The following is a 19,184-nucleotide window of genomic DNA, read 5'->3' as shown; positions in this document are numbered from 1 at the left end:
TTCTATTTATGTTTAACATCAAAGATAAAATAATTACTTTCGTTGTTATGAAGCTTCTTCGAAAAATATTATTTCCTATTGTTCCAATTTACTATGTGGTGACTTGGATGCGCAATTGGTTTTACGATTTGGGGATTTTTAAAAGTAAATCCTATACTATGCCTATTATATGTGTTGGAAACTTGAGTACCGGTGGAACGGGAAAATCGCCCATGATTGAGCTTTTAATTCGGCTGCTAAAGGACTCTTATAAAGTGGCAACTTTAAGTCGTGGTTATAAAAGAGAAACAGAAGGATTTCGTTTGGCAAATCAATTGGATACAGCCAAAACCTTGGGAGATGAGCCGTTTCAGTTTTTTAGTAAGTTTCATAAAAATGTTCAAGTTGCTGTAGATTCTAATAGGCAACGTGGTATTGAGAACTTAATAAATTTATCTGAAAAACCAGATGTAATTTTGTTGGATGATGCTTTTCAACATCGGAAAGTAAAGGCGGGTTTTAATATTTTGCTTACTACATATCAGGATTTATATGCTGATGATTGGGTTTTACCTACGGGTAATTTGCGTGAACCAAAACAAGGTGCTAAACGTGCTCAACTAATTGTGGTAACGAAATGTCCAAATAATATTTCGGATTCAGAAAAAGAAGGGATTGTTTTAAAATTGAAACCAGAGGCAAATCAAAAAGTGTTTTTTAGTACTATAGATTATTCAGAAGATGTTTTTTCAGAAGAAACCTCTCGCGCTTTATTGAGCCTTGAACCATTTACTTTAGTGACAGGAATTGCAAATGCCAATCCGTTGGTGTTGCATTTAAAAAATAAAGGGTTACAATTTGAACATCTGGATTTTCCCGATCATCACGCGTTTACAGATGCGGATATAGCACGATTGAAACACCGAGAATTATTACTAACAACAGAAAAGGACTTTATGCGCTTAAAAGGGTTTGAAAGTCTGCGTGAAAAATTATTTTACTTACCAATTAAGGCTACGGTTCATGAACATGAAATTTTTAAAAATCATGTTATGAATTATGTAGAATCTGGTAATTAAACAGATTTGGATTCTTTATTTTCTATTAATGTTTCAAAAAGTTTTTTCTCAAAATCTTCTTGTTTGAAAGGTTTTGAAATAATATCTGTAAATCCAGCTTCATCAAATTCATGCATTTTATCTTCAATAGTTACAGCCGTTAGTGCAAAAATGGTTAAATCTGGATTGAATTTCCTGATACGCTTCGTTGCTTCAAGTCCGCTAATTCCTGGCATGTGAATATCCATTAAAACAACATCAAACGCTTCAGTTCGTACTTTTTCAACAGCTTCTTCGCCATTATCTACTATTTCACAATTTAGTTTCATTTTGTTAAGGATTTTTTTCGTGATCATTTGGTTGATCTTATTATCCTCAACAACTAATATTTTTATGTTTTCCAAATCAATTTCTGTAACATTATTGAAATACTCTATTTTTTTAGGTTTGGCAACAGGAGCTGCATATTTCATAGGAACTTCAAAAATAAAATTAGAACCTTTTCCAATTTCACTTTTTAGATAAATATTTCCCTTTAAAATATCAATTAATCCTTTTACAATAGATAAGCCTAAACCAGTTCCGCCATATTTTCTATTAATTTGTATGGAACCTTGAGAGAAACTTTCAAAAAGACGTTCTTGCTTTTCTTTACTAATACCTATTCCGTTATCTTCTACTTCAAAACGAATGGTATAATAATCACCATCTTGCTTGAGCTTTTTAGCACGAATCCAGATATCACCATCTTTAGTAAACTTGATGGAATTGCCTATTAAATTAATCAGGATTTGCGAAATTTTAAGCTGATCTGCATTATAGGTTTCAGGAATATCCATGTCGTATTCCAAATGTAATTGGGTGTTATTGTCGCTTGCCGAATTATTTAAGGCTGCAATAACATTGGTCATTTTCTTTTTAAGGTTGAAATTCTCGGGCTCAACATCCACTTTATTGGCTTCAATTTTATTAATCTGAAGAATATCGTTAATAAAGGTCAGTAAGTATTCCCCTGAAAATTTTAGCGATTTTAAATGCTGAATTTGATTTGGTTTTGGATCTTCATCCAATAGCATATTCGTTAAACCTGTTACAGCGTATAATGGTGTTCGTAATTCATGTGTTACAGTAGATAGAAAGTTGGCCTTGGTTTTGGATGCCAATTCGGCTTTTTCCATGGCAACAATAAGTTCACTGTTTTTAATGTGAAGCATGTTGTTGGTTTTCAGTCTAATATTATTGTTTTTATATAAGGATAGCGTAAGTAAAGAAAGAATGGTGATTAAGGCAATACTTAAAATGGTAGTAAGTTTACTTAAATTGTTTTCTTTGATTTTCTCTTCTAAATTTGCGGCTTGTTCTTTTTGGAATTCCGTTTGGTTGTTCAGTAGAATTTTAATGCGCTTTTCTGGTGATAAATTTGCCCGTTTTACTTGCAGCAAAGAATCCGACAGCTTCATATATTTTTTTAAATTTTCAGAAGACGCTTGATAGTCGCCATTTAATTCATTTAAGTCGCTTAAAATTAAATATCCATTGGTAAGTACGGTGTTGAACTTGTATTCTTTTGCTAATTCAACACCTTTTAAAGTAGATTCCAAACCTGCTTGTTTTTTGTCTAGATAGGTGAGAGCAAGCCCATTGTGAATCATGCCGCTACTTTTTATTTTATCTAATTCGTAGCGATTGGCTAAAGCAATAGATTTTTCTAATTGCTTATTTGCTTTTTTATAGTCTTTTAATTTAATAAGGGTTTTACCTTCGTTGAGGAGTACTTCAGCTACAAAATCATCCAGACCTTCTTGGTCAAAAAGTGTATTTGCGGATACATAATAATCTAAAGCTTGTCGGTAATCTTTTTTGCTATTATAAACATTACCTATTGTTTTGTAGGTTTCAGCACGATTCACATCGTCTTTTATAATACGTTGGATTTCGTTGGCCTTAAATAAGCTAATGAGCGCATCATCGGGCTCTTCAATTATATATTGTAGTTTGCCTAACTTGGCATATATAATTCCAATGCTTTTTTTGCTGCTAATTTTTTCAGCAAGAACGAGCGCTTCTTCTAGTTTTTTTTGTGACTCAAAAAAATTGCTGTTTTCAATATCCTGTTGTGCTTGGTTTATTTTATAATCAATATTAATTTGAATAGATTCTTCATCTTCATTAATATCAACTTGTGCTGAAAGACTAAAGCTTAACAGCATGAAAATAAGGTATATATATTTATATATCTGGGACATAATTCGAGTAACTATTATGAACAAATATAATTTTTTTTTCGATAAAGGTTATGTTTTTATCGACAAAAAGCGGATTAAATCAATAATTCTTTGGGAATAGGCTGTTTCATTATCATACCATCCAATTATTTTAACCATATTCCCGATGACAGAAGTCATTTGAGAATCGAACACACACGAGTATGGATTTCCAACTATATCAATGGATACAATAGGATCTTCAGTATAGGCTAGTACATTTTTTAAATACCCTTCCGATGCCTTTTTAAAAGCATTATTAACCATGTCAATACTCACGGTTTTTTCAACATTTAGAGTCACGTCTGTTAAGGAACCATTAGCTACCGGAACGCGAATGCCACAGCCACCAATAACATCTGATAGCTCTGGGAAAATACGTGTTAATGCTTTGGCTGCACCTGTTGTTGTTGGTACTATGGATTGTCCAGCTGCCCGCGCGCGACGTAAATCGCGATGTGGCTGATCATGTAAACTTTGGTCTGTAGTATAGGAATGAACCGTTGTTATGTAGGCTTGTTTTATGCCGCATAATTTATGGATAACATCTATCATTGGGGCTGCATTATTTGTGGTGCATGATGCATTTGAAATAATGGTTTCTGTACCATCAATAGTAGATTCATTAATGCCTAAAACAATGGTTTTTATTGAATCATCTTCTGAAGGAACACTTAAAACAACACGCTTGGCGCCATTTGCAATATGACATTCTAAAGCATCTTTTGTTTTAAATTTCCCAGTAGATTCAATTACATAATCAACTTGAGAGGCTTTCCAATCAATATCTTTGGGATGGTTGTGGTGTGATAAAACTATTTTTTTATCATTAATGATTATATGTTGTTCGTCATGAGAGATGTTCTCATGAAAAATGCCATGAATACTATCGTATTTTAAAAGGTGACTTAACGTTTTCGAGTCGGCTAAATCATTTATTGCAACCACTTTCAGTTCTGGATGATTATGAAGCAAGCGCAATACACGTCTGCCTATTCTCCCGAAACCATTAATACCAATACGAATCATTAATTAATATGTTTTTGAGCTTTGTAAGATGAACGTACTAATGCGCTACTTTCCACATGTCTGAAACCTAGATCAAGTCCAATTTCTTTATATTCTTCAAATTGATCTGGCATAATAAAACGCTTAACAGGTAAGTGTTTTTTACTAGGTTGCAAATATTGACCAATAGTTACAACATCCACATCATTTGCGCGTAAATCATGAAGTGTTTCAATAACTTCTTCACGTTCTTCACCAAGACCAAGCATAATACCAGATTTAGTACGTCGTTGTCCTTGAGATTTTAAATATTTTAAAACACCTAAACTACGGTCGTATTTAGCTTGAATACGTACTTCGCGTGTTAAACGGCGAACGGTTTCAATATTATGACTTACCACTTCTGGTGCCACATCAATAATTCTATCTATATGTTGTTCCACACCTTGGAAATCTGGAATTAGTGTTTCTAGTGTCGTTTCAGGATTCATGCGTCTCACAGATTTAACCGTTTCGGCCCACATAATACTACCCATGTCTTTTAAATCGTCACGATCTACACTAGTTAAAACGGCATGCTTAATTTTCATAAGTTTAATGGAGCGCGCTACTTTTTCGGGTTCGTCCCAATCTACTGTGTCTGGTCTACCGGTTTTTACACCACAAAAACCACAAGAACGTGTACAGACATTTCCTAAAATCATAAAGGTTGCGGTACCTTCTCCCCAACATTCACCCATGTTTGGACAACTTCCAGAGGTGCAGATGGTATTTAGGCTGTATTTATCTACTAAACTCCGTAACTCCGTGTATTTTTTGCCTGTAGGCAATTTCACACGTAACCATTTGGGTTTAGCTTGTCTTTCGGGTAAAATATTTGAAACTGTTTCTGTTTTCATACACTAAATTTTCCGTTGCAAAGATACAAAGTATTATGGAAAATGAATGCTGAATTCGTTAAAGTACAAAACCCAATAATAGGCTTAAGCTCGGGTGTTTTGAATAATTTCAGCCAATAATTTCTTGGCACGTAGCAATTTAACTTTCACGTTGTTAATAGGCTCGTTAATCTCTACTGAAATTTCTTTATAACTCAACTCCTGAAAGTATCTTAAATTAATCACTTCTTGATAATGTGGTTTCAGTTTTTTTATATCGCGAAGTAGTTTGGCTAAATTTTGTTCGGTGATTAATTTGTCCTCGGGTGAAGGCGAATCATCTAAAATATCCTGATAACCATCCTCATCATTACGAGCTATGTTTTGTGAAATGGAATTTTTTTGCTTCCGAATTAAATCAATATGAATGTTTTTTGAAATGGTAATAAGCCAGGTTTTAAAATTGTAATCGCTATTATAAGTGTCAATCTTATCGAATGCTTTGGAGAATGTTTGAATGGTAATATCTTCCGCATCATTTTCATTTTGAACACGCTTTAATTGAAACCCATAAACATGATCCCAAAACGAATCCAATAAAAAATTAAAGGCTTTTTGGTCATTGTTTTTGGCGCGCTCTATGGCTTGGGTTATTTCCAATGTTTAGGTTTTGATATCAGGTTGGATATAAATATAGTCAATTGAAAAATAACTAAAAAGAATTCTAAAAAAGGTAGAAATGGCATTAAATCTTGTTCGTCTAATTTTTTTGATATAAACGACACGATAACTAATTGACTCATAAAACGCAAGCCTATGAATACCAAAACCACTTCCCAATTAAATAAAAAGCTTAAAAGTACAATGCCAGAAACCCAAAATAATAATTGAGATGCATAAAAGGAAGCTAACACTGCTATGTGGCTCGTTTTATAGTGGCTGGCAGTTGTAATATGCCTTTTTTTTTGGGTTACCCAAGATTTAAACGTTGTTTTTGGATTGGACATCGTAAAGCTTTCTTTGGATACACAAACACTTGTATTAGTTGCTGTTGCTATTTCATTTATAAATAAATCATCATCACCAGAACGTATGTACATGTGCTTCATAAAGCCACTTGCTTTAAAGAAGTCATCTTTTGTATATGCTAAATTCCTACCGACTCCCATGTATGGTAAACCCATTCTGGCAAATGATAGGTACTGAATTGCTGTGAGCAGGGTTTCAAATCGGATGATTTTATTAAGAAAAGAGTTTTTTATTTTATAATAACCACCATAACCTAAAACTATGGATTTCTCTGCACTGAAATGTGCACTCATTTGTGAAATCCAATTATTGGAAACAGGCTTACAATCGGCGTCGGTAAATAATAAATGATTGTTTTTAGCAGATTTAATCCCTAGTGTTAACGCATATTTTTTGTTAGCCCAAAATGCTTCATTATTTTTAACGTCTACAATTTTTATGTTTGAATGTTTTTCAGCAAAGGCTTCCATGACTTCCAAAGTGTTATCATAGGAAGCATCATTAATTAAAACAATTTCAAAATTTGAATAGTTTTGAGCAATGACGGTTGGAAGAAATTTCTTGAGATTTTCGGCTTCGTTTTTAGCGCAGATTATAACCGAAATCGGAATGTTTTTAGTAGATGGGATGCTTTCTTTTTGAAATGCAAAGGGACTAAAAAAAAAGAGAAAGTAACAAACCTGAAAACACGCTACTATTATAAAAACATAGTAGAGAACATCTAATACGAGCATTAAGTTTACGAGTGTTGAGGTTCGTTACAGTTCTCAAATTGGTCTGGTGTCTTACCGCAGAATCCACAAGATTCACCTGTTGTGTTTATCATAGGATTTTGGCTAGCGCAAGTGCCTGCAAATTTCCCGTCTTTTTTTGCCCATAATTTAATGGCAATTCCTGCAACAGCAATTCCTAATAATGCTAATGTTATTAAAAAAAGTTTCATAAAATTTGTTTTTGCAAAGATACGGTTTTTAGAAATAAACAGACCTCGATTTTCAAAGAAAACCGAGGTCTATTTTAAGTTGTAATATTGCTTATTTATTCAGGGTAATTTCTGCAACCGAATTTTCCTTTGTAGCGCTTAATTTACTACCTCTTTGTTCTATGGTAATACTTAAAGCTAAAGCATCTTCGGTATATGGAATAGATTTTAATTGTCTGTCACCTTCATTTAATATACCTAAATTAACCATTTTGTCTTCCAGTTCCGCCCAAATTTGATAACATTGTTCTTCGGGTAATTGTGGTAAAGAAACCACATCTATCATAGACGTTTTTTCTTTGGGATTTATGTAAGCAACTGTTTTTAAGTTTTTAGCACGATTATTACCGTTTATAATATATTTTTCAGTTTCTGGATTGTTTAATTGTTTCATTTGACGCATTATTTCATCTAAACGCATGTTTTTCTGATCTAAATCATCCAATCTATCATAAATTTCATCCGCAATTTTCTGGTTCTCAATTTTTAACAGCTGATTTTGCTGAAAGAAAATATAGGTCGTGCTTGCAAACATAATGGCAATAACACTAGCCGCAATACTTAATTGAAACCATTTTTTACGTGTTCTTGGTTTATTAAGTGGGATAACTGGTGTTTCTTCATCCAAAGTATTCAAAATAGAATTCAGAATAGCTTTTGGTGCTTCAATAGCTTGACTTTGCGCTACCAATTCTAATTGGTTTTGCATGGTATTGTAAGCTTGTTCTACTTCAGGATATTTAGAAATATAGGATTCTACGGTTTCTGTTTCCACTGAAGTCGTTTGGCCTATTAGATATTTTTCTAGTAGGTCAGAATTTAAAAATGTAGTTATTTTATCATTCATGACTATTTTATTTCTGGATCGTAAATTTTTTTAAGTTCACGAAGTCCAATTTTTAATCTCGATTTTATAGTGCCAAGTGGAATTTCCAACTCGTCACTAGCTTCTTGTTGCGTCATGCCCTCAAAAAAGAGCGCATTTATAACAATTTGATATTTTTCATCTATAGAACTTAAGTGCTTTTGTATGTCCAGCACATCTTGATTTAAACTATCACCTGTTAATGTATATACGTCCGAAGCGTCTATTTGGATTTCCTTACTCGCTTTATTATTGTACGAGCGGACTTTGTCAATGGCTGTGTTGTAGGCAATTCTATAAAGCCAAGTAAAAAGTTTGGCTTTTTTAGAATCGTATGTTTTTGCTTTTTTCCAAACTTTAATAAACGTTTCTTGTAGCGCGTCTTGCGCCAAATCTGAATCTGTAAGCACTTTGGAAATGACACCAAAAAGGGCGTCGCCATAATTTTCATATAATAATGAAATGGCTCTTTTGTCGCCTTTTTTTAATAAGCCAACGATTTCGTCTTCTATAGGTGTACTCAAAATTTATTTTTGGTTGTCGTTAGTTCTCATTTCTTAAATTCGTAAGAAAAGTTAAAGTTATATAATTCTAATCAATTAAATAATATTTACTTCAGCTTCAATTTCAATATTGAATAAGCGATGGATGGTGGTTTGAATTAATTTGGCTAATTTAAGAATATCTGAACCATTGGCATTACCATAGTTAACCAATACAAGTGCTTGTTTTTTATGCACTCCATAATCACCAAAGCGTTTGCCTTTAAACCCTGCTTTTTCTATTAGCCAACCTGCAGGAACTTTAACTTCTACATCTGAAATAACATACCCTGGAGCATCTGGAAATTGCAATTTTAAAGCCTGATAAAATTTGGTGGAGACAATTGGGTTTTTAAAAAAGCTTCCGCTATTTCCAATTACTTTGGGATCTGGTAATTTACTTTGCCTGATGGCAATAACGGCTTTAGAAATATCTTGAATGGTTGGATTTTTAATTCCCATTTCAGATAATTGACTGGAAATGGCACCGTAGTTTGTATGTAATTTATGTGCATTTTTTGTTAGCTGAAAGGTTACATTACAGATAACAAATTGTCCTTTCGCTTCTTGTTTGAAAATAGAGTTTCTATAATCGAACTGGCAATCGGCTTTATTGAAGGTTTTAATTTTGCTTGACGCCATTTCTAGAGCATCACAAGACACAAAACTATCCTTTAATTCAATGCCATAAGCACCAATATTTTGAATTGGCGCTGTTCCTACATTTCCTGGAATGAGCGATAAGTTTTCCAATCCACCAAAATCATGATCCAAGCACCATAAAACAAATTCGTGCCAATTTTCGCCCGCATTGGCTTTTATTGTTACCGAATTTTCATTTTCTGAAACTACTGTAATGCCTTTCAAATTTACGTGAATAACCAAAGCATCCATGTTTTTTGTAAGAAGCATATTGCTGCCGCCTCCTAAAATAAATTTTTCAGGATAGTTAGGCAAGGCTAAAACACTTTGTAATTCTGCAATGGTATTTACAGATACAAAGTGTTTGGCTGTTGCATCTAGTCCAAAGGTGTTGAACGGTTTTAAGGATATGTTATGTGATATTTGCACTAATCTTTATAAACTTTTAAGGCTTCTTTTAAAATACGTACGGCTTTAACTAAACTTTCTTTGTTTAATACATAAGCAATACGAATTTGGTTTAATCCAACTCCTGGTGTTGAATAAAATCCTGCAGCTGGGGCAACCATAATAGTTTCGCCATCTATTTCAAAATCTTCTAATAACCATTGAGCAAAAGCATCAGAATTTTTAACAGGCAATTCTACAATACAATAAAAAGCACCTTTTGGTTTGGCAACTTTTACACCATCAATTTTTTCTAATTCAGCAATTAAAATATCACGTCGCGACACGTATTCTGTTTTTACCTCGTCAAAATAACTTTGTGGAGTTTCTAAAGCGGCTTCACTAGCAATTTGGGCAAGCGTAGGAGGACTTAAACGGGCTTGAGCAAATTTTAAAGCCGTAGCTATTACATCGTTATTTTTGGAAACCAAGCATCCAATTCGTGCACCACACATACTGTAGCGTTTAGAAACTGAATCAATCATAATGGCATGATCTTTTAAATTGTCTTCCTGCATAATGGAATAATGGGTAATACCATCATAAGCGAACTCGCGATAGACTTCATCCGCTATTAGGAATAAATCATGTTTAATAACAATTTCTGCTAATTTTTTTATTTCTTCTTTGGTGTACAAGTAACCCGTAGGATTTCCTGGATTACATATTAAGATAGCTTTTGTTTTTGGCGTAATAAGTTTTTCAAAGGCTTCAATAGGAGGTAAGGCAAAATTATCTTCTATTTTAGAAATTACGGGAACAATATTTACCCCAGAAGCTGTTGAAAATCCATTGTAATTAGCATAAAACGGTTCAGGAATAATAACTTCATCATCCACATCCATAATGCTACCAAAAGCAAATAGTAAAGCTTCACTACCACCAGTGGTAACAATAATATCTTCTTTGGCTACGTTTATATCATGTTTGCTATAATAGTTCGCAATTTTGTTTCTGTATTCGTCCGATCCTTCAGATCTGGTGTAGGCTAAAATTTCTAATGAATTAATTTTAACAGCATCCAGAGCTACTTCAGGTGTTTTTATGTCTGGTTGACCAATATTTAAATGATATACTGTTTTTCCTTTCTTGTATGCTGCTTCAGCAAAAGGAACTAGTTTTCTTATTGGCGATTGTGGCATTAATGCGCCTTTTTGAGATATTTTTGGCATGAGCTTATAGTATTAAAAGCGTAAAGTTCTGAAAATTATATTGATTTAATTGTTAAAACAAGGTTGTAATTATAGATTAATCGGGAATTTGTTGTAATTTATACCGTCTTTCACATATAACAGATGAAACGTACTAAATTTATTTTCGTTGTTTTAACGCTTTTGGTCGGTTTTAATTTACAATCGGAGGAGCAAGCGTTTCAATTTATTGATGGTAAAACTTCTGATAAAATTCACTTTCAATTAATTAATAATCTTATTGTTATACCTATCGTTGTAAACAATATGACATTGTCTTTTATTTTAGATAGTGGGGTTACAAAACCTATTTTATTTGATAACCTGAACGGTTTGGAAGTTTTAAATTCCGAAAATAAAGAATCTTTTTTTTTAAAGGGTTTAGGAGATGGTTTGGTGGTTGAAGCTGTAAAGTCGACTCAAAACAAAATTGAAATCGGAAAAGCTGTTAAACACCATCAAACCATTTTTGCAATTTATAATGGAAGTATGGATTACACGCCAAAATTGGGCGTTCCTATTCATGGCATTATTGGTTATGATGTGTTCAAAGATTTTGTGGTGGATATTAATTACCGTTCAAAATATATTAAGTTATCAAAACCGAAAAGGCAAGACGGTGACTTATGTCGAAAATGCGAAAAAATTCCATTAAAGTTTCATAACTCGAAACCATATATTATTGCCGAAGTGACTATAGAAAATAAACAAATTCCGGTAAAAATGTTATTGGATACAGGAGCTAGTGATGCGCTCTGGTTGTTTGAAGACGCCTCCAAAGATATAGTTTCGACAGATAATTATTTTCAGGATTTTCTAGGCTATGGTTTAAGTGGTGGACTTTATGGGAAACGGTCCAAAGTGGAAGCTTTAACCATTAATTCGTTTATTTTGAATGAATCATTAGTGGCTTTTCCAACAGGAGAATCTATTGAAACGCTTAAAAAAATTAAAGATAGAAATGGCACTATTGGAGCCGAAGTTTTAAAGCGTTTTCATGTTACTTTCAACTATAAAGAATCTTACTTAATATTAAAGAAAAATGCCAATTTTAATAAAGCCTTTAGTTACAATAAAAGTGGTATAGATATTGAGCATCATGGTGTAAGACTAATTAAAAATTATAATTATAAATTAGAAAACGGTAGACTTGTTTACGAGCAGACACCGGCAGCTACCAATTACATTACAAATGTAAATCCACAAAATGATTTTCGGTTAGTTACGGTTCCGGCTTTTTAAATCGTCAATATTAGACCTAATAGTCCAGCGCAATTAATTGGGTTACAATTAGGAGATGTTATTTTGGAAGTTAATGGCTCTGACGTTGAAAAATATACGCTTCAAGAAGTTATTCAATTATTTAAAGGTCCAGACGGAAAAAAAATAACCATGCGTGTTGAACGTCAAGGGAAACCATTTCTCTACGAGTTTTACTTAAAAGACTTATTAAACTAAAAACAGCCTTGATTTCTCAAGGCTGTTTTGTTTTTAAAATAATGTAAAATCAATAATTACTGATTCATTACACTACTACTTTTCTTTTCTAAAACACTTGTTTTACTAGGATCAATAACTTCACCTTTAATTTTAAGTGCCACAGTAGGTGTGTTAGCATTGGAAAGAACCGTAATTGTTTTACGAATAGGGTTCACACGATTTGTGTCATACTTAACTGAAATTTCACCTGTTTTTCCTGGTGCTATTGGGCCTTCTGGTTTTTTTGGAACCGTACAACCACAGCTAGACTTCACGTCTGTAATAATTAATGGTGCATCACCTGTATTGGTGAATTCAAAAACACGTACACCATCAGCGCCTTTTTCAATAACGCCGTAATCAATTGTTGTTTCTTTAAATTCGATTTTTGCAACTTTGTCTTGTGCATTAGCAGCGAAGCTAATAAGCCCAATAAATAATATTGTAATTAAATTTTTCATAATATATATGTTTAATTCGATTGTAAACTTACTCACTTTTTCAGCATAAAACAAAAAAAATAGATGTATGGCAACGTTATAAATATGTTAAACTTGAATTGTTGCACAATAACACGTCTTTTAATTTTAATGAAAAAAGAAATATAAGTACTTTTGTATGTTATATTTCAAAAACTATTCCAAAGTATGCAAATTCCATCTAAATATGATGCAAGTCAAGTAGAGAGTAAGTGGTATGATTACTGGATGAAACACAATTATTTTCATTCCAAGCCAGATCATAGAGAGCCATATACCATTGTTATTCCACCTCCTAACGTTACAGGTGTACTTCACATGGGTCATATGCTTAATAATACCATTCAGGATGTTTTGATTCGTCGTGCGCGTTTACAAGGCAAAAATGCCTGTTGGGTTCCTGGAACCGATCATGCATCCATTGCTACTGAAGCTAAAGTAGTAGCCAAACTAAAGGAACAAGGGATTGATAAAAACGACTTAACGCGTGATGAGTTTTTAGCACACGCCTGGGATTGGACACATGAATATGGTGGTGTTATTTTAGAGCAACTAAAAAAACTAGGCTGTTCTTGTGATTGGGATAGAACCAAATTCACCATGGATGATGACATGTCAGAATCCGTAATAAAAGTATTTGTTGACCTCTATAAAAAAGGTTTAATTTACCGAGGCTACCGTATGGTAAACTGGGATCCAGAAGCTAAAACTACCTTGTCTGACGAGGAAGTTATTCATGTGGAACAACAAGGGAATTTATACTATCTTAATTATAAAATTGAAGGTAGTGATGAGACTTTAACCATTGCTACTACGCGTCCAGAAACTATTTTTGGTGATACAGCCATATGTATCAATCCAAATGATGAACGTTTTACCCACTTAAAAGGTAAGAAAGCCATTGTGCCAATTTGTAATCGTGTTATTCCTATAATTGAAGACGAATATGTAGATGTTGAATTTGGAACCGGATGCTTAAAGGTGACACCTGCTCACGATGAAAACGATAAGAATTTAGGGGATAAACACAATTTAGAAGTTGTTGATATTTTTAATGATGATGCAACGCTGAATAGCTTCGGATTACATTATGAAGGAAAAGATCGATTTGTTGTTCGTAAGGAGGTTGTAAAAGAATTAACAGCAAATAATACCCTAATAAAAACGGAGCAGCACTTAAATAAGGTAGGAACCTCCGAACGTACCAAAGCCGTAATTGAACCACGATTATCGGATCAATGGTTCTTGAAAATGGAAGATTTAGTAAAACCTGCAATTGAAGCCGTTTTAGGTGAAGATGCTGAAATTAAATTATTCCCGAAGAAATTTGAAAACACCTACAGACACTGGATGGAGAATATTCGCGATTGGAATATTTCTAGACAGCTGCTTTGGGGACAACAAATTCCAGCTTATTTCTATGGCGACGGTAAAGAAGATTTTGTAGTTGCTGAAAATATGGAGCAAGCGTTAGAATTAGCAAAGGCTGAAACTAACAACCAACAATTAACAACCAACGACTTACGCCAAGATAAGGACGCTTTAGATACTTGGTTTTCCTCATGGCTATGGCCAATGAGTGTTTTTGATGGGATTAGAAACCCAGAAAATGAAGAAATAAAATACTATTACCCAACCAACGATTTGGTAACAGGTCCCGATATCTTATTCTTTTGGGTAGCACGAATGATTATTGCGGGTTACGAATATAAAGACGAAAAACCATTTCAAAATGTTTATTTAACAGGATTGGTACGTGATAAACAGCGCCGAAAAATGAGTAAATCATTAGGGAATTCGCCTGATGCCTTAAAATTAATTGATGATTATGGTGCTGATGGTGTTCGTGTTGGTTTATTATTAAGTTCAGCCGCTGGAAACGATTTAATGTTTGATGAAGCACTCTGCCAACAAGGAAAAGGTTTTGCCAATAAAATATGGAATGCCTTCCGTTTAGTAAAAGGCTGGGAGGTTAGTGATACGATTCCACAACCAGAATCTAGCAAGATAGCTTTAGAATGGTTTGATGCAAAATTTCAGGAAACACTTGTTGAAATTGAAGATCATTTCAGTAAATACCGTTTGTCTGATGCTTTAATGGCAACTTATAAACTTATTTGGGATGATTTTGCTTCGTGGTTATTAGAAATTGTAAAACCTGCTTACCAACAACCAATTGATGCCAAAACATTGCAGGAGGTTCATGAGCAATTTGAAAACATATTAAAAATATTACATCCATTTATGCCATTTCTTACGGAAGATATTTGGCAGTATATGGAAGCTCGTACACCTGAAAACGCGTTAATTGTTACGGCTTGGCCAGAACAAAAAGCGATTAATACAACGTTGATTGCCGAGTTTAACTTTATGCAAGACGTGGTTTCGGGAATTCGAAATATCCGAAAGGACAAAAATATTCCGTTTAAAGATGCCATTGGATTTTCAGTCATTAATAATGACGCAATTTCTAAATCCTTGGATGCCGTTATCATGAAACTCGGAAATTTAGAAACTATAGAGTATGTTGATGGTGCTGTTGATAGCGCTTTGACGTTCCGTGTAAAATCTAATGAATATTTTATTCCTATTGCAGGCGCTATAAATGTTGAAGAGGAAATTAAAAAGCTAGAAGAGGAATTAACATATACGGAAGGCTTTTTAAAATCGGTTCAAAAAAAATTAGCCAATGAGCGATTTGTTGCGGGAGCTCCGGAACAGGTAATTACCAATGAACGTAATAAAGAAGCCGATGCATTAGCTAAAATAGAAACGTTGAAAAGTAGTTTAGGAAGTTTAAAATAATGACGAAACGAACCGTTTATTCCATACTAGCCATTGTATTAGTTTTTGGTGTTTACGGTTATGAGTTTTTTTTGAATAAAAAAGAAGAACAAGCAATTGTAGATTCTGGTCGCGAGATCAAGACGCCTACAGTTGCTTTTTTTTTACCAACCAGTACAACGGGTCAAGTGGTGCATCATCAAGGATATTCCTTAAGTTATAGCGAAACTCATGAACAAGCGGAATGGGTTGCTTACGAATTAAAAAAAGAACACCTATCTCAAACTAATTTTGAGCGTCCCTATTTTGAGATTGATAAAGCCGTAAAAACCGGTGCTGCTAGTTGGCGAAATTATAAAAATTCAGGATACGATCGTGGGCATTTATGTCCCGCTGCTGATAGACGTTATAGTAAAGAAGCACATGATGAAACGTTTTTAACTAGTAATATTAGTCCGCAGAATCATGACTTTAATTCCGGTATCTGGAACTCACTTGAACAAAAAACACGCTATTGGGCTTCAAAGTACAATGGTGTTTTTGTGGTTACGGGTGGTGTTTTAGGAAGGAATTTAAAAACGATTGGTAATGAAAAAGTAGCCGTTCCAAAGCAGTTTTATAAAATTATTTTAGACTATAATGAAGGTGATCCAAAAGTGTTAGCGTTTTTAATGCCTCATGTAAATTCTAAACAACCATTATATAATTTTGTTGTTTCGGTAGATGCTGTTGAAGAACTTACAGGAATAGACTTTTTCCCAGAATTAGATGATGCTATTGAAGCTAGAATTGAAGCTTCTTCTGATTATAAGCAGTGGCGATTTTGAATTGTTTTTCTATTATTTAAGTTTGCCAAGCATACCGTTCCAACGCAATTTTCTAATAAAAATGCCTTGTTCTTCAGTAACTAAAGGTTCTGTTTTGTTCTGTTTCGCCTTAAAAAAACCAGACATATAATCTTTAAATAAACGGAAGCTTCTTTTTTTATAGGCCAATTTTATTGCTGATATCAACGTAATTAAAAATCCGTAGCGCATTCTATACATGGCTTCACCTTGTAAGTATTTTGACGCTTTATTGTAACTTTTACCGGTTGGTTTTAAATGTTTAACGTGTAAGTTGTCATCCGTTAAAATCTCCCAGTTGTAAAATTTGGCAAGTAGTTCATCTACGGTGTCCCAACCCATGGATGGTTTCAGTTTACCAATTTCTAAAAAGCAGTTTTTTCTATAGGCTTTTAGTGCGCCACGTATATGATCTTTTCGCGTTAGGTTTTCAAGAATCCATTCATTGTTTTCTTCAATAAAACAGAATCCAGAAGCCATTCCCAGCTTGTCATTCCCTTGAAAATGTTTTGCCAATTCTTCCAAGTAATTTTCAGGAAATATCAAATCAGCATCAAATTTACAAATCACATCATAGTCGCTATCTAGTGTTTCGTACCCTTTATAAAAAGCGTTGATTATTTTACTACCAGGTAAATGTTTATCAGAAGACACCGTGTTTACTAATGAAATCCAGTTATATTTTGTAATAAAACCTTCAACAAGTCGCTGGGTGTTATCGGTAGAATTATCATTCACAACAACCACCTGTTTAGGTAAAAGGGTTTGGGTTGCTAGAGACACTAAAGTTTGTTTAATGTATATCTCCTCGTTGTGGGCTGGAATGATGATATAAAAATTCAAAAGTTATGATTTAAGGTTTAAAGTTACAGGAATTCAAATTTGGGAACTATAAACTAATTCTCAAAATGTGAAATTTTAAATGGAATAATTATTATTTGTTTATTCTTTCCGCATAGACAATATAATATCTTGGTGTAAACCAACGTAAAATGGGTCTGATACCTACTTTTTTAGTTGGATTGGTCCATTTTTCACGCGCTATTATCTTCCAGCCAGCTTTTTCTAAAAGCCAATCAAACTGCCAATCTTCAAATTCATGGTAATGTCTGTCCCACATGTCCGTTTTACTTCTATAAGCAGGAGAAAACCATAAACGCAAGGGAATACTAGCGACTAATTTATCGGCTTTAATACTCTGTAATACGGTAAAAGGGGATAGTAAATGTTCGAATATTTCAAAAGCAGTTACGACTTCCGCTTTTGAATTTTCAATAGCTCGTGTATTCACATCCAAATCTTCACCAGTGGTATTTTCAACTGGATAACCAAGGTTTTTCATGATAGGCGTAAACGGATTTTCAACCCCTAAATCTAAAATACTAGAATTGGTTGAAATGTGCTTTTGAAGAAATTCAGCAGTATGTTTAAACCGTTTATTTGGATAACTTTTTTCGTACATTATTTGTCCTTCAAAAAGGGGAATATTATGTGTGAATTTAAATTGAAACCTCCGTTAATACTTGTAAACAATGGCATTAATGTTCATTCCGGCACCTACACTGGCAAACATAATAATATCGCCTTGGTTAATAGTATGTCCTGTTAATTCATCTTTCAAAATTAAATCGAATAAAGTAGGAATGGTGGCCACACTAGAATTCCCAAGATTATTAATGGTCATGGGCATAATACCTTGTGGCATTTGCATATTATAGAGCTTATAAAACCGTTGAACTATAGCTTCATCCATTTTTTCATTGGCTTGATGAATGAGAATCTTCTTTAAATCTGTTATTTGATAACCACTTTTATCTAAACAGGCTTTCATGGCAGTTGGCACATTTTTTAAGGCAAATTCGTAAATTTTGCGGCCGTACATTTTAATATATCTACGTTGATCCGTAATGGCCGAATTATTAGTTTCTCCAAAATATATAAAATGAGCTTCATCTAGCGCATACGTGGCGCTTTCGTGCGCAATTATTCCGCCTGAACCATCCGTTTCCTCAACAATTACTGCTCCAGCACCATCGCTATAAATCATGGAATCGCGATCGTGTTTATCCACCACACGTGATAAGGCTTCGGCTCCTATAACCAAACATTTTTTTGCCATTCCTGCCCTGATAAAAGCATTGGCTTGAATGACACCTTCAATCCAACCAGGACAGCCAAAAAGTAAATCGTAAGCCACACACTTCGGGTTTTTTATTCCTAATAGGTGTTTGACTCGAGATCCTAAACTTGGCACTGTATCACTTTGTTCTGTGTTGTGCTTAACATCACCATAATTATGGCCAACAATAATATAATCTAGTTCTTCTGGATTTATTTGTGCGTCTTTAATAGCATCTTTCGCCGCATAAAAGGCCAAATCGGATGTGGTTAAATTTTTGTCTGCATAACGACGTTCATTAATTCCAGTTATTGCTTTAAACTTTTCAATGATAACTTCATTGTTCTGCATTAATGACGATCCGTCTGTGTTGAGAAATTCATGCCGATTGAAGTCCGAGTTACGTTCAATACTACTCGGTATATAACTACCAGTTCCTGTAATTTTTATTGCCATATTTTTGCATTCAATTTAGTTGGGCATGCACTAAATTAGTTAATAAATTATTGTTTTAACTACTCGCTATTGTATTTGTTCCATTTTTTACGAAAATGATAAAAAAACCGACAATAAACCTATATATAATAAAAAAAA

At 33.7% G+C, this 19,184-nt stretch carries 19 protein-coding genes; 5 read left to right on the top strand and 14 right to left on the bottom strand.

What is annotated here, in order from left to right:
* Positions 1-8 precede the first annotated feature (8 nt).
* Positions 9-1,058, top strand: coding sequence for a tetraacyldisaccharide 4'-kinase (lpxK, locus tag GMA17_RS09820; RefSeq protein ID WP_371922362.1), 1,050 nt, complete (start codon positions 9-11; stop codon positions 1,056-1,058).
* Here lpxK and GMA17_RS09815 read toward each other — a convergent pair.
* From GMA17_RS09815 to GMA17_RS09770, 10 genes are all read right to left on the bottom strand, one after another.
* On the bottom strand, positions 1,055-3,247 hold the full coding sequence (locus GMA17_RS09815) for an ATP-binding protein (protein ID WP_248395528.1): 2,193 nt from the start codon (positions 3,245-3,247) through the stop codon (positions 1,055-1,057). The genes lpxK and GMA17_RS09815 overlap by 4 nt on opposite strands.
* 84 nt (positions 3,248-3,331) lie before the next feature.
* Positions 3,332-4,330, bottom strand: coding sequence for a type I glyceraldehyde-3-phosphate dehydrogenase (gap, locus tag GMA17_RS09810; protein ID WP_248395526.1), 999 nt, complete (start codon positions 4,328-4,330; stop codon positions 3,332-3,334).
* Complete coding sequence (lipA, locus tag GMA17_RS09805) at positions 4,330-5,208, bottom strand: lipoyl synthase (RefSeq protein WP_248395523.1); 879 nt, start codon at positions 5,206-5,208, stop codon at positions 4,330-4,332. The genes gap and lipA overlap by 1 nt, the downstream gene beginning before the upstream one ends.
* Before the next feature lie 84 nt (positions 5,209-5,292).
* Entirely contained in the window at positions 5,293-5,847 is a 555-nt protein-coding gene (locus GMA17_RS09800; protein ID WP_248395520.1) for an RNA polymerase sigma factor, read from the bottom strand.
* The gene (locus tag GMA17_RS09795; RefSeq protein ID WP_248395518.1) at positions 5,838-6,950 is read right to left on the bottom strand and encodes a glycosyltransferase; all 1,113 of its coding nucleotides are present in this window, start codon (positions 6,948-6,950) and stop codon (positions 5,838-5,840) included. Before GMA17_RS09795 ends, GMA17_RS09800 begins: the two co-directional genes overlap by 10 nt.
* A 5-nt stretch (positions 6,951-6,955) precedes the next feature.
* The gene (locus GMA17_RS09790; protein WP_248395516.1) at positions 6,956-7,159 is read right to left on the bottom strand and encodes a membrane or secreted protein; all 204 of its coding nucleotides are present in this window, start codon (positions 7,157-7,159) and stop codon (positions 6,956-6,958) included.
* A 91-nt stretch (positions 7,160-7,250) separates the two neighbouring features.
* Complete coding sequence (locus tag GMA17_RS09785) at positions 7,251-8,045, bottom strand: anti-sigma factor (RefSeq protein WP_248395513.1); 795 nt, start codon at positions 8,043-8,045, stop codon at positions 7,251-7,253.
* A gap of 2 nt (positions 8,046-8,047) precedes the next feature.
* On the bottom strand, positions 8,048-8,587 hold the full coding sequence (locus GMA17_RS09780) for an RNA polymerase sigma factor (RefSeq protein WP_066251713.1): 540 nt from the start codon (positions 8,585-8,587) through the stop codon (positions 8,048-8,050).
* 75 nt (positions 8,588-8,662) lie between these two features.
* Complete coding sequence (murB, locus tag GMA17_RS09775; RefSeq protein WP_248395511.1) at positions 8,663-9,676, bottom strand: UDP-N-acetylmuramate dehydrogenase; 1,014 nt, start codon at positions 9,674-9,676, stop codon at positions 8,663-8,665.
* The gene (locus tag GMA17_RS09770) at positions 9,676-10,866 is read right to left on the bottom strand and encodes a pyridoxal phosphate-dependent aminotransferase (protein WP_248395509.1); all 1,191 of its coding nucleotides are present in this window, start codon (positions 10,864-10,866) and stop codon (positions 9,676-9,678) included. The genes murB and GMA17_RS09770 overlap by 1 nt, the downstream gene beginning before the upstream one ends.
* A 123-nt stretch (positions 10,867-10,989) precedes the next feature.
* On the opposite strand from GMA17_RS09770, the gene GMA17_RS09765 reads away from it, so the two are divergent.
* Positions 10,990-12,126, top strand: a complete 1,137-nt coding sequence (locus GMA17_RS09765) for a retropepsin-like aspartic protease (protein WP_248395507.1) — start codon at positions 10,990-10,992, stop codon at positions 12,124-12,126.
* A complete protein-coding gene (locus GMA17_RS09760; protein ID WP_371922437.1) occupies positions 12,127-12,342 on the top strand; it encodes a PDZ domain-containing protein in 216 nt (71 codons plus the stop codon).
* Between the two features lie 56 nt (positions 12,343-12,398).
* Here GMA17_RS09760 and GMA17_RS09755 read toward each other — a convergent pair whose 3' ends face one another.
* Positions 12,399-12,824, bottom strand: a complete 426-nt coding sequence (locus tag GMA17_RS09755) for a DUF1573 domain-containing protein (RefSeq protein WP_248395503.1) — start codon at positions 12,822-12,824, stop codon at positions 12,399-12,401.
* 186 nt (positions 12,825-13,010) lie between these two features.
* On the opposite strand from GMA17_RS09755, the gene GMA17_RS09750 reads away from it, so the two are divergent.
* Together GMA17_RS09750 and GMA17_RS09745 are read left to right on the top strand one after the other, a co-directional pair.
* Positions 13,011-15,647, top strand: a complete 2,637-nt coding sequence (locus GMA17_RS09750; RefSeq protein WP_248395501.1) for a valine--tRNA ligase — start codon at positions 13,011-13,013, stop codon at positions 15,645-15,647.
* The gene (locus GMA17_RS09745; protein ID WP_248395499.1) at positions 15,647-16,453 is read left to right on the top strand and encodes a DNA/RNA non-specific endonuclease; all 807 of its coding nucleotides are present in this window, start codon (positions 15,647-15,649) and stop codon (positions 16,451-16,453) included. Before GMA17_RS09750 ends, GMA17_RS09745 begins: the two co-directional genes overlap by 1 nt.
* Before the next feature lie 12 nt (positions 16,454-16,465).
* Here GMA17_RS09745 and GMA17_RS09740 read toward each other — a convergent pair whose 3' ends face one another.
* The 3 genes from GMA17_RS09740 to GMA17_RS09730 all read right to left on the bottom strand — a co-directional run bounded on the left by GMA17_RS09740 (position 16,466) and on the right by GMA17_RS09730 (position 19,046).
* Positions 16,466-17,314: a glycosyltransferase family 2 protein gene (locus tag GMA17_RS09740; RefSeq protein WP_248395497.1), complete on the bottom strand. Its 849-nt coding sequence runs from the start codon at positions 17,312-17,314 to the stop codon at positions 16,466-16,468.
* 91 nt (positions 17,315-17,405) lie between these two features.
* A complete protein-coding gene (locus GMA17_RS09735; protein WP_248395495.1) occupies positions 17,406-17,933 on the bottom strand; it encodes a methyltransferase in 528 nt (175 codons plus the stop codon).
* A gap of 54 nt (positions 17,934-17,987) precedes the next feature.
* Positions 17,988-19,046: a 3-oxoacyl-ACP synthase III family protein gene (locus GMA17_RS09730; protein WP_248395493.1), complete on the bottom strand. Its 1,059-nt coding sequence runs from the start codon at positions 19,044-19,046 to the stop codon at positions 17,988-17,990.
* Between the last annotated feature and the right edge of the window lie 138 nt (positions 19,047-19,184).

The sequence above is a fragment of the Bizionia sp. M204 genome, assembly GCF_023205095.1.
Taxonomy (GTDB): Bacteria; Bacteroidota; Bacteroidia; order Flavobacteriales; family Flavobacteriaceae; genus Algorimicrobium; species Algorimicrobium hallyeonense.
Note: the sequence above shows the minus strand (reverse complement) of the source record. Positions and strands in the feature narration are given on the sequence as shown.

What these genes read in the sequence shown, in the direction of transcription:
- GMA17_RS09790 (WP_248395516.1), bottom strand. Translation starts at nt 7,159, where the DNA reads ATGAAACTTTTTTTAATAACATTAGCATTATTAGGAATTGCTGTTGCA.
- GMA17_RS09755 (WP_248395503.1), bottom strand. Translation starts at nt 12,824, where the DNA reads ATGAAAAATTTAATTACAATATTATTTATTGGGCTTATTAGCTTCGCT.
- GMA17_RS09735 (WP_248395495.1), bottom strand. Translation starts at nt 17,933, where the DNA reads ATGTACGAAAAAAGTTATCCAAATAAACGGTTTAAACATACTGCTGAA.
- GMA17_RS09765 (WP_248395507.1), top strand. Translation starts at nt 10,990, where the DNA reads ATGAAACGTACTAAATTTATTTTCGTTGTTTTAACGCTTTTGGTCGGT.
- GMA17_RS09770 (WP_248395509.1), bottom strand. Translation starts at nt 10,866, where the DNA reads ATGCCAAAAATATCTCAAAAAGGCGCATTAATGCCACAATCGCCAATA.
- GMA17_RS09795 (WP_248395518.1), bottom strand. Translation starts at nt 6,950, where the DNA reads ATGCTCGTATTAGATGTTCTCTACTATGTTTTTATAATAGTAGCGTGT.
- GMA17_RS09815 (WP_248395528.1), bottom strand. Translation starts at nt 3,247, where the DNA reads ATGCTGTTAAGCTTTAGTCTTTCAGCACAAGTTGATATTAATGAAGAT.
- GMA17_RS09745 (WP_248395499.1), top strand. Translation starts at nt 15,647, where the DNA reads ATGACGAAACGAACCGTTTATTCCATACTAGCCATTGTATTAGTTTTT.
- gap (WP_248395526.1), bottom strand. Translation starts at nt 4,330, where the DNA reads ATGATTCGTATTGGTATTAATGGTTTCGGGAGAATAGGCAGACGTGTA.
- GMA17_RS09785 (WP_248395513.1), bottom strand. Translation starts at nt 8,045, where the DNA reads ATGAATGATAAAATAACTACATTTTTAAATTCTGACCTACTAGAAAAA.
- GMA17_RS09730 (WP_248395493.1), bottom strand. Translation starts at nt 19,046, where the DNA reads ATGGCAATAAAAATTACAGGAACTGGTAGTTATATACCGAGTAGTATT.
- lpxK (WP_371922362.1), top strand. Translation starts at nt 9, where the DNA reads ATGTTTAACATCAAAGATAAAATAATTACTTTCGTTGTTATGAAGCTT.
- GMA17_RS09750 (WP_248395501.1), top strand. Translation starts at nt 13,011, where the DNA reads ATGCAAATTCCATCTAAATATGATGCAAGTCAAGTAGAGAGTAAGTGG.
- lipA (WP_248395523.1), bottom strand. Translation starts at nt 5,208, where the DNA reads ATGAAAACAGAAACAGTTTCAAATATTTTACCCGAAAGACAAGCTAAA.